At 51.6% G+C, this 15342-nt stretch carries 13 protein-coding genes; 5 read left to right on the forward strand and 8 right to left on the reverse strand.

What is annotated here, in order from left to right; genetic code table 11:
* The first annotated feature begins 89 nt into the window (after positions 1–89).
* From Pr1d_RS03810 to Pr1d_RS03820, 3 genes are read left to right on the forward strand one after another with little or no spacing between them, the layout of a single operon-like run.
* Positions 90–506, forward strand: a complete 417-nt coding sequence (locus tag Pr1d_RS03810) for a VOC family protein (RefSeq protein ID WP_148072282.1) — start codon at positions 90–92, stop codon at positions 504–506.
* A gap of 27 nt (positions 507–533) precedes the next feature.
* Positions 534–1166: an SRPBCC family protein gene (locus Pr1d_RS03815; RefSeq protein ID WP_148072283.1), complete on the forward strand. Its 633-nt coding sequence runs from the start codon at positions 534–536 to the stop codon at positions 1164–1166.
* 19 nt (positions 1167–1185) lie between these two features.
* On the forward strand, positions 1186–1578 hold the full coding sequence (locus tag Pr1d_RS03820; RefSeq protein ID WP_210417880.1) for a DoxX family protein: 393 nt from the start codon (positions 1186–1188) through the stop codon (positions 1576–1578).
* 1377 nt (positions 1579–2955) lie between these two features.
* Here Pr1d_RS03820 and Pr1d_RS03830 read toward each other — a convergent pair.
* The 6 genes from Pr1d_RS03830 to cysD form a co-directional block, all read right to left on the reverse strand.
* Positions 2956–4020, reverse strand: a complete 1065-nt coding sequence (locus tag Pr1d_RS03830) for an HIRAN domain-containing protein (RefSeq protein ID WP_210417881.1) — start codon at positions 4018–4020, stop codon at positions 2956–2958.
* A 449-nt stretch (positions 4021–4469) separates the two neighbouring features.
* Complete coding sequence (locus tag Pr1d_RS03835; protein ID WP_261343822.1) at positions 4470–6044, reverse strand: YifB family Mg chelatase-like AAA ATPase; 1575 nt, start codon at positions 6042–6044, stop codon at positions 4470–4472.
* Positions 6045–6948: 904 nt separating this feature from the next.
* Complete coding sequence (gene cysN / locus Pr1d_RS03840; protein ID WP_148072287.1) at positions 6949–8880, reverse strand: sulfate adenylyltransferase subunit CysN; 1932 nt, start codon at positions 8878–8880, stop codon at positions 6949–6951.
* A 32-nt stretch (positions 8881–8912) separates the two neighbouring features.
* A complete protein-coding gene (locus Pr1d_RS03845; RefSeq protein WP_148072288.1) occupies positions 8913–9242 on the reverse strand; it encodes a DUF5615 family PIN-like protein in 330 nt (109 codons plus the stop codon).
* Entirely contained in the window at positions 9220–9555 is a 336-nt protein-coding gene (locus Pr1d_RS03850; RefSeq protein ID WP_148072289.1) for a DUF433 domain-containing protein, read from the reverse strand. Before Pr1d_RS03850 ends, Pr1d_RS03845 begins: the two co-directional genes overlap by 23 nt.
* Before the next feature lie 22 nt (positions 9556–9577).
* A complete protein-coding gene (cysD, locus tag Pr1d_RS03855; RefSeq protein ID WP_148072290.1) occupies positions 9578–10489 on the reverse strand; it encodes a sulfate adenylyltransferase subunit CysD in 912 nt (303 codons plus the stop codon).
* 475 nt (positions 10490–10964) lie between these two features.
* On the opposite strand from cysD, the gene Pr1d_RS03860 reads away from it, so the two are divergent.
* Positions 10965–12626, forward strand: coding sequence for a PEP-CTERM sorting domain-containing protein (locus tag Pr1d_RS03860; RefSeq protein WP_148072291.1), 1662 nt, complete (start codon positions 10965–10967; stop codon positions 12624–12626).
* Positions 12627–12665: 39 nt separating this feature from the next.
* Here the strand turns inward: Pr1d_RS03860 and Pr1d_RS03865 are convergent, their stop codons facing one another.
* Positions 12666–13016 carry a hypothetical protein gene (locus tag Pr1d_RS03865; RefSeq protein ID WP_148072292.1) on the reverse strand — a complete coding sequence of 117 codons (351 nt, stop codon included), beginning with the start codon at positions 13014–13016 and terminating at the stop codon, positions 12666–12668.
* Between the two features lie 12 nt (positions 13017–13028).
* Positions 13029–14120: a DUF1559 family PulG-like putative transporter gene (locus Pr1d_RS03870; RefSeq protein WP_148072293.1), complete on the reverse strand. Its 1092-nt coding sequence runs from the start codon at positions 14118–14120 to the stop codon at positions 13029–13031.
* Between the two features lie 234 nt (positions 14121–14354).
* Here Pr1d_RS03870 and Pr1d_RS03875 point away from each other — a divergent pair, with 234 nt between their 5' ends.
* Positions 14355–15047 (forward strand): FKBP-type peptidyl-prolyl cis-trans isomerase, encoded by a 693-nt coding sequence (locus Pr1d_RS03875; RefSeq protein WP_148072294.1) that lies wholly within the window; start codon positions 14355–14357, stop codon positions 15045–15047.
* Positions 15048–15342: the final 295 nt, after the last annotated feature.

The following is a 15342-nucleotide window of genomic DNA, read 5'->3' on the forward strand; positions in this document are numbered from 1 at the left end:
AGCCGCAGAGACGCGGAGCACTTGATACGCTCTGCGACTTGTCGTCTCTGCGAGAGTTTTTTTCATGCTTGCACGTCAAAGGATACGCAATGTACGTTCAACCTTATCTATTCTTCGGTGGTCGCTGTGAGGAAGCACTTGAGTTTTATTCGAAGTCTCTCGGTGCCAAGGTCGAAATGGTGATGCGATTCAATGAGAGCCCCGAACCAATGCCTCCCGACACAGTACCTCCTGGCTTTGAGGATAAAGTGATGCACGCCAGTTTTCGAATCGGCGATTCTCTGGTTATGGCATCCGATGGATGTGACGAAGCTTCGAATTTTAGCGGCTTCTCGTTGTCTCTCTCTGTGTCAAACGAAGAGGAAGCTGACCGCGTGTTTGCGGCACTATCTGAAGGGGGCAAAGTCGGCATGCCCTTGGGCCGAACATTTTGGTCGCCCCGCTTTGGCATGCTTACAGACCAATTTGGAATCGGGTGGATGGTCAGCGTAGCTGCAGAAGGTTAAGCTCTCTCAAGTTGTTGGAGAAACGAAATGCCTGAATCCACAGAAACAAATATTGAAGCCCCTCCAACAGAACGCAAAAGCAGCTCTGTTTTATCGAAAGCCGTCTTGGCACTCGTGCTAATCGTCGCTGGTTTGGCGACTGTCATTGCGATGCAACCCTCGGAGTTCCGCGTCGAACGATCGACGACGATGGCCGCTTCGGCGTCGACGATTTTCGCCGAAGTGAATGATTTTCATCATTGGGAAGCTTGGTCCCCCTGGTTGGAGCTTGACCCGAATGCAAAAAACTGGTTCGAGGGTCCTCCTTCCGGGAAAGGGGCTGCGTTCCACTGGGACGGCAATGACGATGTCGGTGCCGGTAGCATGACTATTATCGAAAGTAGCCCCAACGACTTGGTTCGCATCCAGCTAGATTTCACCAGGCCCTTTGAAGACTCCAGTACAACCGAACTTTCAATCGTGCCGGCGGGCGACGAGTCCAAGGTCACCTGGAGCATGTACGGCAAGAACAATTTTATCAGCAAAGCGTTCTGTCTTGTCATGGACATGGACAAGATGATCGGCGACAAATACGAAGAAGGTCTCGCCAGTTTGAAGTCGATCGTAGAATCAAAGGCCCAGCCAAAGGACTCTGCTGAAGCGAATAAAGAGTCCGAGTGAATCAAGGAAAGGTAAACCCATGGATTCTGAAAACACTACGTCAACCGGTTCCAAGAAGATGCTCTGGGCCGGCTGGATTGCCAGCGCCATTCCTGTGGCGATGCTCATCCTGAGCGGCGTCATGAAACTACTGAAACCTGAACCCGTAGTCGAAGGTTTTGAGCACCTCGGCTGGCCCGCGAGTCTCGCACTGGCGTTAGGTATCGTCGAGCTCGTAAGCACGGCATTGTATGTGGTTCCACGCACGGCAGTGCTCGGAGCCATTCTGCTCACAGGCTACTTGGGTGGAGCCATCGCCACGCATGTTCGCATCGGCGAAGGGTTCATCGGCCCGGCGGCCTTCGGCGTGTTGGTCTGGCTGGGCCTGTATCTCCGCGATGCGCGAATTCGTGAGATACTCCCGCTGCGCTGATCCAGTGAACTTGTGACCGAAGTCCCATGCCGGAACTGCGCAGGGCTTGTTCCGGCCTACAACCTGATCCCTGCGCACTGCCTCCAACTCGGTGGCCATTTCTCTTGAAAACAATAAAACAAAATACAAAACTAAATACGCCTACCCTTGTTTTACAGTGGTTTTTGAATGTTTTGCCCATGGTTTTGTCAAGCAAAATTCTCCTCCCCAGGACTAGCAGGCAATAGGCTTTGGGCAAACGAAGTCCTGGGGAGGACCGACGGATCTCTAGACACGACGCAGCTCCGTGCGTGGTAGGAACGATTTCGATTTTCAAAGAACAGGGGGGCAGTGGTTAGTGGTCAGTTGTCAGTTGTCAGTGGTCAGTTGTCAGTTGTCAGTTGTCAGTTGTCAGTTGTCAGTTGTCAGTTGTCAGTTGTCAGTTGGACATTGGTCATTCTGGGTGCGGGCTGTGAAAACTGGATGATTCTATCTCACTCCTGCGCACCGCAGGTGGGGTTTTGTCCCCTCACATTTTGTCGCAAACTTGTTCTACAAAACAAAACCCCCTCTCCATCGGTCGGTCCGCTGGGCTTCAACTCGTTGGCGGATCACGACTTGCGCGAATCACGTTGCCTCGGGTGCGGCGAGGTTTTGTAAACCAAACCCCACCAAACTGGCCGCTACTTGCTCGTCGAAACCGTCAAACTCCTGCAGCGCGCGGACCTGGCGCGAGCAATCCCGCAATGCTCTGCGGGCGCTGGTGCGCTGCTGTTACCTATCGCATGCCCCATTATCAACATGCCGGGGAGGAATTCCACAACGATTTTTGGGCCATCTCAAAAACAGCCACGAGGCGACGATTGGCCAGCCGCGAACGTGAGTGACCGGAAGGGGCTTGGGGTCTATTGTATCGCGACTCTCCGAGTCGCCTCTGGTACGTAGTGCCTATCCCAAAACCGATTTGACTCGTAGCCCCTCCCCGGCCGCTACCGCGTCCGACCCTCCCGAGGGAGGGTTTTTGTTATAACCCTCCTTCGGGAGGGTCGGCCTCTCAGGGCCGGGGAGGGGTATTTGGATAAGCACTCAGTTACGACTCGGAGAGTCGCGCTACAATGGGATGGGGATTGTGGGCGGCGTTAGTCAAAAACAGGGGGCTGGGATTTGGGGGGCGTAGGTGAGTGGCTCGCGGGCGCAAAGCTGCCGACATGCTACTGTACACCAACCACCAATCTCTAGCCTCTATTGAGATTCTTTCTGCAAGATTTCAACCCTGAAAGAGTGCAATTGCGAATTTCCAATGGCGGATCGGTCTCGGAAGTGAAAATAGACAGGATTAATTGCAAAAATACTCTGCCGTTCTTTCTTCACTGTATTCGATTCGGCGAGTGCAGATATCTAATCAATTTCATAAACACCAACAATCAGGCCACCTGACTGTGGCTTTCTAAATGCCGTAAATCCGAATTGGCGACCTCGATCTAGAATAGGTGCAAACCAAATGGCCACTTCACGTTTAAGGTAGCCGAGTTGACGCCCCTCAATGTCACTCACAGCAATTGCGTTTGTGTCGTAAGGGTTTCGAGGCTCTCGTTGAATCTTAATTGGACTTCCCAACTCAAGCCTAGCAATCCATTGCTCCCGATCACCAATGTGATCACCTACGACCCGAAATGTGTATCTAGGTTCGTGAAGCTGGGACCACCCGTTATCAAGTTCTTCTTTATAAGTAGGAATTGCTAAAGACTCTGGGATAAACTTCTTTGTAGGGATTAAACCTAGAACTGGATCACGATTTATTGTGGAGACCGCGAGCATGGCCCAAATGTCGCATACTAAATCCTTACATGGGCGCAGAAAGAGACTCTTGCCACTCGAACGATTGAAGAGAATTCCATCTGCATATTTGGTGACCTTTGCAACAGAAGCCAACGTAAATTTCTTGGCTGCCAAATCACCTACTAAGAGAACTCTTTTGTCTGTTAGCAAGCACTGACCAGCAGCGATGTTCTTCAAATAATGATCGTTACCTAGTGGTATCCCAGCAGGCCTTTTTAGTTGAACTATTTCATGCCATTCAAATGGTGCCTGGTGAATCGCATTCTCTCGTGAGTTTAGTTGAATGCTGTCGTCAAAAGTGCAGTTGGGAATATATGAGCCAACGGCCAACTGATAGGCTAGATCGCATAGGTGCAAACGATGGTTTTGTTCATTACTGAGGTTGATTTTTAGACCAAGCCCTGCTGCTAGATCCCCTATCCTCTGTCGCTCTTGAGGGTCTAATACGCCGTCTTCGAGAGCTTCCTCAATCACAGTGTCTAGTAACTGTTGTGATTCCCTCTTCAAAAGCTCTAGTACCTCTGCCTCAGATATATTGGCCTTCATCGCAAACTCCAGCAACTGACTTCGCTCACTGAGAGTCACTCTGCCATCCGATATGGCTGTAGAAACAGCTCGCTGCAAGCGCATGCGATTCTCGGACAGAACATTTTGTCGACGCTGTTCTACTGCAGCAGCCCTTACTCTCTCAGCAGCTCGCTGGTCGACATGGGCTTTAACTAGGCCTAAATGTACCTTGGAAAGTTCAATCCATTCATTATTTGTAAACCCTGGACTTAAGACTTCTGTATCCTCATAGAGCTTGCCGGCTGAGTGCAGTGACAACAAGTCCTCACTAGAAACTGGACCGAATACTTCGTGACCGCGTAAGAATTTGAGTTTCTTGTAGTGCCAAGTAGCAGCAAGCTTTGAATCGATCGACTCATGTCGATTCGGATAGACCCAAATAGTTCGCTTGCACTTTGGGCAAGTTAGTCGACGACCAACATGGGCAGCTGAAACATCGAAAGTCTGTTCACAAAACGAACAATTGAAGCGCCTGTCGATTGAATCACTCTTCATGACAACTCGTACTAAACAGCTTGTAGTACTCCACCGGCAACGAATAGAGCAGCCTCCTCCACGTGTACAGGCGCCACTTCAGAAGCATCAGTCAGATCCGCAATGGTTCGAGCGACTTTTGCTAGGCGATCAGTAGTTCGAGTGGAAACTCGATCACGTGATATGACCTCTTTAAATGACTCAAAACCATCCACTGAGAAATGGCAATAGTCTGGGACCTGACCGCCCGGTATTGCTGCGTTGTTTGTGATTGCAGTTCCCATGAATCGGTTAATCTGACGTTGTCGTGCCCGGTCTACGATTGCCCGTAGTTTCGGCGAGTCACCATCCCGAACCGGCGCGAATCGCTCATCCGTTGATAATGGTCGTATACTAACTTGCAAATCGATTCGATCAAGAAGTGGTCCGCTCAATTTTTTTTGATATCTTTCAATTGTTTTAGAATCGCACACACATTTGTCACTACCAGCGTACCCACATGGACAGGGATTCATCGCAGCCACAAGTGTAAAACGGGCAGGAAATTCAAGACTAGCCTGGACCCGAGTGACTTGAACTTTGCCGTTCTCCATAGGTTGTCGCAAAGCTTCAAGCGACTGACGTGAGAATTCAGGGAGTTCGTCAAGGAAAAGGATTCCGTGGTGTGCAAGGGTTATTTCACCTGGACGCGGCACTCCAGAACCACCCCCAATTAAGGCGGGCATTGAAACGCTATGATGAATCGAACGCATTGGTCGCCGCGTCACAGCACATCCGTCCTGCTCCAATGCGCCTACTGCTGAGTATATGCGAGTCAATTCAACTTTCTCACCGTCTGTTAGCCTTGGCAGAATGCCAGGTAACGCAGAGGCAAGCAGTGATTTACCTTCGCCGGGAGGACCAATCAACAGCAGGTTATGGCCTCCTGCAGCAGATATCAGTGCAGCTCTCTTAGCCTGTTCTTGCCCACGTATTCGTCCAAAATCGAGTGGTTTGTCGATGATAGGATCAAATTCTATCTTTTCGCGCAGCGCATTCGGCAACATACCACGACCATGAAAGCACTCTATAACCTCTTCGAGAGAGCTGGCAGGATAAACTGCACAGTTTTCATGGCCAGGCTTTGCCAGAATCAAAGCGCATTCTTTCTCATTGCCCTTAGGAACAATGAGAGATTGTCCAGGTTTGGCACAGTATGCCAACGAGAGTGCTCCAGGAACACGGCGAAGTTCTCCGTGGATGCCCAATTCCCCAAATAATATAAACCGTTCTTCTTGTTCGTTCGACAGATCAGGCATTAAACCAGCCGCTTGAAGCATGATTATGGCTATAGGTAGGTCGAGCCAAGTTCCACCTTTCTCTAAAGCGGCTGGTGCTAAATTGATGAGTATCTCAACAGGACTTGGCGGAATGCCGAGCTTACTAAAAGCACCGCCGATTCTGTGCAAAGCTTCTCGAACAGTTCCCTTGGCCATTCCAGTAATTTGGCAGGAATTGACTACAGGTGTTGGCGTCCGAAGAAGTTGAGTTGCACGTGCTTGAAGTTCAATAAGATGACCATCAATTCCAAATAAGATACCTCCCCGCAACGTGTGGTCCCTACGCATCAATTGGTCATTAAAACTGAAACGATTCACATACCACTCGAATAATTGAGTTGGTTACAAAACTGCATACAATTCTGCCATGTTGGGGTGCCACAGAAAGTGAATCCTGGATGCACCATTTGATCCTAACAAAAGAACTGATCGGAATGAAAAAAATAAGAGACTCTAGTTGAATGGAAACCGTAACTTGCGTCAAGTTGCCCTAGAGAAAAGTTATAAGATGAGGTTCATATAGGTTGTTCGCATGGAGATTCCCTCAGGGAGGGGCTAATTATTGGTGAATTGTCGGGAAGATAGGGTTACGGAAGTATTGTCAAACGCGACTATTTATTCCCTTCAGAATCCTAACAAACAACATAGCACTAACTAGGGCTTAGAAATTGGTGGGAGACGGTAACCGTTGCCCGGGGGTCGCCTTCTAACAGGTGGCCTGTGTAAGTATATTTACACTAGTTCATGTGGTTCTCTAAGACGAAGTTGTCACACAGATTAGTAGGGATTTGGGGGCTGGGAATGCTATGTGCAACCCTTTCAGGGTAGAGGCTATTGTGGGTTTCGTATCCCAGGGTAGCAGCAAAGTTCGTGGAACTCACTTGGTGGCAACCGCTGGGCTAGGGTGTGAAACCCCGTTGGGGTACGGTTCGAAGACTGGTTCCGGTACCCAGGGTGCGCCGGACTACCGGCGACCGCTCGGCTGGGGAGTGGAATAGGTGCGAGGCGCCGGTTGTTCGGCACGGCGAATCTTCGACTCGGCGCTAGCCAGAAAGGGAGTAGGGGAATGCGGAATTCGGATTGCGGAATTCGGAATGCGGAATGGAAGAGGGGGCGCGGAGCGCAGCCTGGGGTACGGGGTCGATTCTGTTTTCCTCTGCTGAGGGGGAGGGTGATTAGCGATATCTTGGGGCTAATTTACCATGCCGTGCTTTTTTAGGAAGTCGACAATTCGCTTGACGCATTCGTCTACGTCGAGCTCGTGCGTGCCGAGGACCAGGTCGGCGTTTTCGGGGGCTTCGTAGGGGGCGCTTACGCCGGGGAAGTTGGCGATTTCGCCTGCGTCGGCGGCACCGTAGAGGCCCTCTTGATCTCGTTGACGGCAGACGTCGATGGGGGCGTTGAGATGCACGACGAAAAACTTATCGCGTCCCACAACCTCTGCCGCCTTTTTGCGGACCTCTTCTTGGGGAGCAAGGAATGCGGCGATGGTGATCAGGCCAGCGTCGTTCATGAGGCGGGCCACTTCGGCGCTGCGGCGCAAGTTTTCGCTACGGTCGTCCACTGAGAAGCCCAGATCGCGGGTGATGCCGCGACGCATGTTTTGGCCGTCGAGCACCGTGACTGCGCGGCCCATGTCAAACAGGCGTCGTTCCAGGGCGTAGGCAATCGTCGTCTTGCCGGCGCCGGCTAATCCTGTGAGCAGAATCGTCGCCGGTTTCTGGTCGAAACGGCCCGAGCGCTCGGCGGTGGTGACGTTGCTCAATTCTACTTGCAAACGTTCGTCGGCTTCGTCGTCCCAATGATCGCTGTCGGTGGCGGCGGTGCGTTCGAGGATCATCCCGGCGCCAACGGTCACGTTGGTCAGTCGGTCGATGATGATGAAAGAACCGGTGCCGTGATTGTTTCGATAGTTGTCAAAGGCAATCGCTTGATTGAGCCGCACGTGGCAGCGACCAATCTCATTCAAAGAGAGCTTGTCGGTCTCTTCGCGATGCAGCGTGTTCACGTCGATGCGGTAGCGGATGTTCGACACACTGCCCGAGACGGTCTTTGTCGCTTGCTTAATGTGATACTGCTTGCCGGGCTGAAGCGGATCCTCGGCCATCCAGACGATGGTGGCATCGAAGGCGTCGGCCATCACAGGGACATTCTCCGGGCGCACGAGCATGTCGCCCCGACTGACGTCGATCTCGTCCTCCAATGTGAGCGTCACCGACATCGGTGTGAACGCCTCGTCAAGTTCGCCGTCGTAGGTGACGATCGACTCTACACGGCTGGTTTTCCGCGAAGGGAGCACCATGACCGAGTCTCCCTTGCTGATCTTGCCGGAGGCGATCGTGCCGCAGAAGCCACGGAAGTCGAGGTGGGGACGATTCACGAACTGCACCGGATAGCGGAAGTCGATGAAATTGCGGTCCGAGGCGATATGCACGTTTTCCAGATGGTGCATCAAGGTCGAGCCTTCGTACCAGGGCATTTTCTCACTGTGTACGACGAGGTTGTCTCCCTTGAGGGCGCTGATGGGAATGAAGTGCTGATCGACCATGTCGAGTCGCACGGCAAATTCGCGATAGTCCTGCTTGATCTTGTCGAACACTTCCTCCGAGTAGTCGACCAGATCCATCTTGTTCACCGCCACCAGCACATGCTTAATCCCCAGCAGCGACACGATGAATGAGTGCCGCTTGGTCTGTGTCATCACGCCATGGCGGGCATCGATAAGAATAATCGCTAAATCGCAGGTGCTGGCACCCGTGGCCATGTTGCGAGTGTACTGCTCGTGGCCAGGGCAATCGGCGATGATGAATTTTCGCTTGGCGGTCGAGAAGTAGCGATACGCCACGTCGATCGTGATCCCCTGTTCGCGCTCGGCCTTGAGACCATCAGTCAAGAGCGCTGGATCGAATTCGCCGCCGGTCGTGCCATGGGCGGCACTGTCGCGCTCGATCGCGGCAAGTTGATCCTCGTAGATCATCTTAGTTTCGTAGAGCAGCATCCCAATGAGCGTGCTCTTGCCGTCGTCAACGCTCCCGCAGGTGAGAAACCGCAAAAGTTCCTTCTGCTCGTGCTGCTTGAGATAGGCGTCGATATCGGTGGCAATTAGTTCAGATTGATGGGACATAGGAATATAGATTTCTTGGCGTTTCTGTGTGGCTAGAGATATTCGAGGTGTTGGTGCATTTCAACTTCTGTCATGCATTCAGCGACGATCTGAAGTGCCTCGCAGAATTCTTGAATGGTGTACTTGTCTCGATGACAAAAGCATATGCCAAAGCCTGCTTGAGAGATTGTTTCCGGGCGAGTGAAATCTGCGTCACAAGTAACTAACGTCCTTTTTTGATTTACTGCAAATGATAGTTGCGAATCGTCGGTTCGCCCTAGTAATCCAGTATCTTGAGAAGTCGTAACATCAAATCCATTCCCCCGTAAAAACTCTGCAACGATCGGCGAGATATGTTCGTCAAGATGAAAACGAATTGCCATCAGTCTTCCTGCGTTTGATGGCTTCAGGCAGTTTCGGAGGATTTTGATTCGTAGCCTCCTCGGCTGCCTTATTTTCTCGATTCATTTGCTCCTTCATATATTCTTCGTTGTCCCAGTAATATGTCATGGCTGCATAGATATCAGCCAATTTCAAGTGAGGAAATTCCTCAACGATTTGTTGAGCCGACTTCCCCATTTCAACATGCCAAGTATAGACATCCATCACGCGTATGCGTGTACCAGCGATCACAGCCTTCTCTCCGTGAAGTGCGCTGGGCATCATTTCGATGTGTTGAGTGATAACGGGGCTCATAACTCGATTATACCTGCTTTGCTCAAAAATATCCGTCTTTTTTCTTCTCTTCCATCGAGCCGCTTTGGTCGTAGTCGATCACGCGGCCTTGCCGCTCGCTGGTGGTTGTGAGCAACATTTCTTGGATGATTTGGGGGAGCGTCGTTGCCTCGGATTCGACAGCACCGGTGAGGGGGTAACAGCCAAGGGTGCGGAAACGAACCATGCGTTCTTCGATTATCTCCCCAGGCTCGATAGGCATGCGGTCGTCGTCGACCATGATCAACACGCCGTCCTTGTTGACCACGGGACGCATGGCGGCTTTGTACAGCGGCACAATGGGGATGTTCTCCAAGTGGATATATTGCCAAACGTCGAGTTCCGTCCAGTTGGAAAGTGGGAAGACGCGGATGCTCTCTCCCTTGTGGACTTTGCCGTTGTACAAGTCCCACAATTCGGGGCGTTGATTCTTGGGATCCCAACGGTGGTTCTTATCGCGAAACGAATAGACGCGCTCTTTGGCCCGTGACTTTTCTTCGTCACGACGGGCTCCGCCAAAGGCCGCGTCAAATTTGTATTTGGTCAGCGCTTGCTTGAGGGCCTGGGTCTTCATCACATCGGTGTGATACTGGCTGCCGTGGGTGAAAGGACCGACACCCTCTTTGATTCCCTCTTCGTTGCTATGAACGATGAGGTCCCAGCCGAGTTGGTTGCGGATCAACTCTTCGCGGAAACTGATCATTTCCCGAAACTTCCAAGTGGTGTCCACGTGCATTAACGGAAAGGGAGGCTTGGCCGGGTAGAAAGCTTTCTCGGCCAGCCGGACCATCACCGACGAATCTTTGCCGATCGAGTAGAGCATCACGGGATTATCGAACTCGGCAGCCACTTCTCGGATAATGTGGATGCTCTCGGCTTCAAGCTGCTTGAGGTGGGTCAGATTATAGGAGGTCATTGATGGTGTAGGATGTTTGGTGCAAGGTACTGGGGGGATAGCAAGATTACAGCAGTTTCTTGGCTAGATTCCAATTCCCCTGCCGCAGGGAAAGATAAAATCAGAAGTCCCACGGGACTGCCAAGTCCATCGCATAAACCGCAAAACCGGTAGTCTAGGTCCCAGAGGGCGTAAAAACAACTCGAACTACGGCAGTGGAGACAAATAGGACAACTGTCACGATCGGTTTTGCTCCACCTGGTCGGGCTTTCGTGGTAGCCAAACTATTGTAATCAAGGGTTTTGAGGGGATAATAGTAGCATGGCACTTGGCTAGGCGATCGGGCTCTGCGGAGATTTTCCGCGGTTTCCTGCTTCCTGGCCAATTTACGGAACAGATTTCAAAACCGAACCGCATTATTGCGTAGTTTCTCAGCGACGGGCTGTCGCGCGGGTTCAGCGGTGACGATAGCATTTTGAAACACGGCACATATTCTATGCAATACGACCCCAGACATCTGGCGGCTACGCGGACGACTCCTCAGGTATCTGCTACCTGGCAATCGATTCGCATGTTCTCTGTTGCGCTGTGCCTGGTTTGCCTGAATCTCAGCAATACTTTCGCCGACTGGAAAGACGACATCGGCTATACGCAGCTTTGGAGTATGGTCGGCTCATCACTGCCCAACGGCAATGGGGTTCCAATTTCAATTGTCGAAGCCGGAAGTGGGACGCCTTCAAAATACTTTCCGGACACGACCAACGATGATTTTCAGGCAGATGACGATCCTTTAACTTCTTCAGTCAACTTTATCGATGGCTCTGGGATGCAAAGTAACGGCATCTCGAATCATGCGACAAATTCAGTATCAAGGCCTTTTATCGGAAATACTTCAAGCGTCGCTCCAGGTGCCAATGAAGTTACTGTTTATGAAGCAAACCACTACCTCAGCAGTATTCTACGCGCGACTGGAGGAGCGGCTCCCGTATCTCAACCCTATCGCGTCCAGAATTTCAGTTGGATCGGCTCCTACGAAAATGATTCGCATGACACGAGTGCGTTGCGACGGTTTGATTTTGTGATCGAGCGAGACAACATCACTGCGATGGTTGGTTTGAATAACGGCATTACTTCTATGCCTCGGTTGTTCGCTCAGAGTTACAACTCCATTGCCGTTGGCCGTTCGGACGGCCAGCACAGCACGGGGCTTACGGATTTTTCGAATTACGGCCCGGGGCGTAGCAAGCCAGACATTGTCGCGCCACGCGGCACGACGAGTGCCTCGACCGCTACCATGAGTTCTGTAGCGACCTTTCTGCATAGTGCCGTTGCAGGTACGGATGCGGCAAAGAGTGAAACCATGAAGGCGATACTCATGGCGGGGGCAATCAAGGACAGTCCACATTTTACCTCAACTTGGACGCACACTCCTACGCAACCTTTGGACGACATTTTCGGTGCTGGCGAAGTGAACGCCTACAACAGCTATCTGATAACGCAAGGAGGACGGTTTACAGGCGATGCCGAAGTCCCAACTCCTGTGGCATCCCATGGTTGGGACTATCAGACGATCACCGGCGGCAGCGGAAACGAGCTCGAGTACTTGTTCTCAGTCCCCGTCGGAAGTACCGCGACCGAACTTTCGATCTTACTTGATTGGAATATTGATATTCCGTCTGGATTTAACAGTCAAACTCTCGCTAACTTTAGCTTAGATCTCAAGGATTCCTCCGGACAAAGCATTCAGACCAGCAATAGTGCTGTCGACAACGTGGAGCACCTCTACCTGACAAATCTCGGACCAGGTGAATACACGCTCTCCGTGGCTAGCAATATGACCCACGACTTTGGCTTGGCATGGCGAACGTCAACTCTCTTCGATTTCGCCTCGGCGGATTTCGATGACGATGGGGACGTCGATGGCCGTGATTTTCTAACCTGGCAACGAGGCTATGGCAAACTGCTGGGGGCCGCCCATTCCGAAGGAGACGCCGACGGCGATGGCGACGTGGATGCCGACGACATCATGGTCTTCCATGCCCAATACGGCTCGCCGCCCGAATTAGCCTCTGCTTTGATATTCGCAGTGCCTGAGCCGAGTACCTTGGTACTGGTAACCGGTGGCCTGTTCGCGTTTCTGCTTCGGCGTCGACGATAAGATTCTCATTCATGGGGCAGGCTAAAAGCCTGACCCCCACTATTTTGGGTGTTGGCCTGTCACTAGCATCACCAGACCGATTGCGGCTAACGAGCCACCGGATACTTTCAACCAATAAGATATTTCCTCGGGCCGTTGGCGGGCTGTTTCTAACTCGGCTTTGATTTTCTCAAATCGTCGCTGAACAGCGGCAAACTCTTCGGCTGATTCTCCATGCTGGTGGCCATGGGCTGCTTCATGCAATGCAGCAGATGATTTGGCAAATTCTTCTGCTTTCTCTTGCGGCCATTTGGGTTCTCCGGCCAGGGGCCACAAGAATCCTGCCGCTACTAAGAAAAGCCCTACAAAGACGGCACACGTAGCAATTGTGTGCTTCGGTTCCAACTTCATGGCCGTGTGAGATCAGTTAGAGGAGGAAGCTGCAGAAGTAGCCGTTGGAACGGAGGTCCCAGGAGTATGTCCATCGTTGATGCTTATTAGATAGGCCATCACATACTCATCGATGTCATCTGAAAGGAACTCAACTCGACCGTCGACATACGCACTATCTACCCCGCCAGGATGTAAGCTGCGTGCTGGCGCGGAGAGGTAGTGGTAGCTATTAGAATCAAGGCAGGGCATACCGTCTAGCTGGGATCCCGCTAGATCGGGGCAAATCTGCAACATATCACTGTTGGGACCAAGCGTATTGGGTAACTGAGTCTGATCGGCATATCGATTGTAGGCAACGAACGGATCGTCGAATCGCCTTGCCGTATCGTGGTGCATGTCAAATGCCAATAAACTAGCTGCCGTCCAAGGCAATGCCCATACCCCTCGTTCGTCTTGCTCATGATCTCGAGTTCTGACTTCAGCAAAGAGCAGTGCGTTGCTCGAACCATCGCTGATCTTTCTCATGGCTTGACCTCGTGCAACCAGTGCCCCGGGAAAGACCATCTGCAAGTCGGTGTGAAAGGGTGTGCAGAACGCGGCGTAGTTTCCCTTGGCAAACCGTTTGCCGAGAGTAAATGTTTCTTCTTGAAACATGCGTCCGTGTGCCTCGTCACTGGGGCAGGCGAGTTGCTGCAGAAACTGCGATTGCGGCTCGGTAGTTTGCTCGAAAACCGACTTGTCGAAATCAAATTGATTGTATAACTGCTGTTGCTCAATATACGGCAGGAGCATGACGGCCCAACTAAACTGCTTTCCTTCTCGTTGGCGGTAAGACTCGTAGTCGACACCCGCATAGACTCTTGGTTCGAGCACGACATCGCCCGAGGGAGGCAACTTGCCGGTGGCACTTTCATAGTTGCTGGTGGCTAGCGCAAGTTGCCGCAAGTTGTTCGTGCATTGTACGCGCCGAGCCGACTCGCGGGCCGCCTGTACGGCGGGCAATATGAGAGAGATCAATACCCCAATGATCGCGATCACTACCAGTAGCTCGACGAGCGTAAAACCGCTCCTCAAGGTGCTGGCAAAGGGGCGATGTATGCGAGGCGATTTGACCGAGTACATAAGGAATCGATAGAAACTATAGGGGGGATTCTCAGGAAAACCGTTCCGGGCATGAGACTACTGATTATACGTCATACCGGCAAAAGAGGCTAACCTTTCGATGAATCGGAAGGGCACAAAATTCAGCGGTTTTGCCAGTTTTTCGGGGAATACGAAACGCATCTTGAGGAGTATACTCGGTGGTTTCCCTGATGAAACGCTTAATCAGTAGCCTTTAACCTATTAGGAGATATCATGTTCCGTTCACTTGCATTGAAAACTATCGTAATCGCCGCAAGTCTGTCGACGACTGCTTGCCTCGAATCAACAGCCCAAGAAGGCCTTCCCAGTGGCGATCAGAAAGACAATTCAACGGCTCCCACGTATAGCTATGCCATTGGGCTGGAGATCGGCACAAGCTTCCTGGCCGATGGGGTTGAGCTGGATGTTGACAGTCTGGTAGCCGGCATCAAGGATGGGCTCGCCAAAGCGAAACCCAAGTACGATGAGGAAACTTTGGTACAAGCACTTCGTCAACTATCTCTAGCCCGAGCAGGAGCGATGATCGATCAAAACAAGAAATTTCTCGAAGAAAACAAGAAGGCCGAAGGGGTAACCGTACTTCCTAGTGGACTTCAGTATAAAGTCCTCAAGTCAGGGGAGGGAGCGACACCCACAGAGAATGACACGGTTCGCACCCATTATGAAGGCAAGCTCGTGGACGGCACCGTATTCGATAGTTCCTACGAGCGGAATGAGCCTGCTGAGTTCCCCGTCACAGGTGTCATTGGTGGGTGGACAGAAGCGCTTCAGCTGATGAAGGTGGGCGACAAATGGCAACTGTTCATCCCCAGCAATTTGGCCTATGGCGAAGCTGGTGCCAGCGGAGTTATTCCACCGCATGCAACCCTCATTTTTGACATTGAGCTACTGGATGTCGTGGAGTGATCGAATACCGCATGAATTACTTTTTATTCTTTTGAACAAACGACGAGTAGCCTCCGAGAAGTGCTGTCTTAGGACCGGACAGATTGTCGCTGCGCTACAGGCCAGTTCTCATTGACGTGCTTTAACCCAAACTTAATATTAGCTGCGGATTTCAAGCTCCTCATTCCAGCATCCTAGAATTCATTCTTGGGTGTATGGAGTGAGGGTTCCGTGGCTTTCACTGCCAATTGGCACACTCCTTGGGGATACTACGCACTTCTGGGTTGCTCATCTAACGAGGAAAACTTGATTGTGC

Source organism: Bythopirellula goksoeyrii, from assembly GCF_008065115.1.
Lineage (GTDB): Bacteria > Planctomycetota > Planctomycetia > Pirellulales > Lacipirellulaceae > Bythopirellula > Bythopirellula goksoeyrii.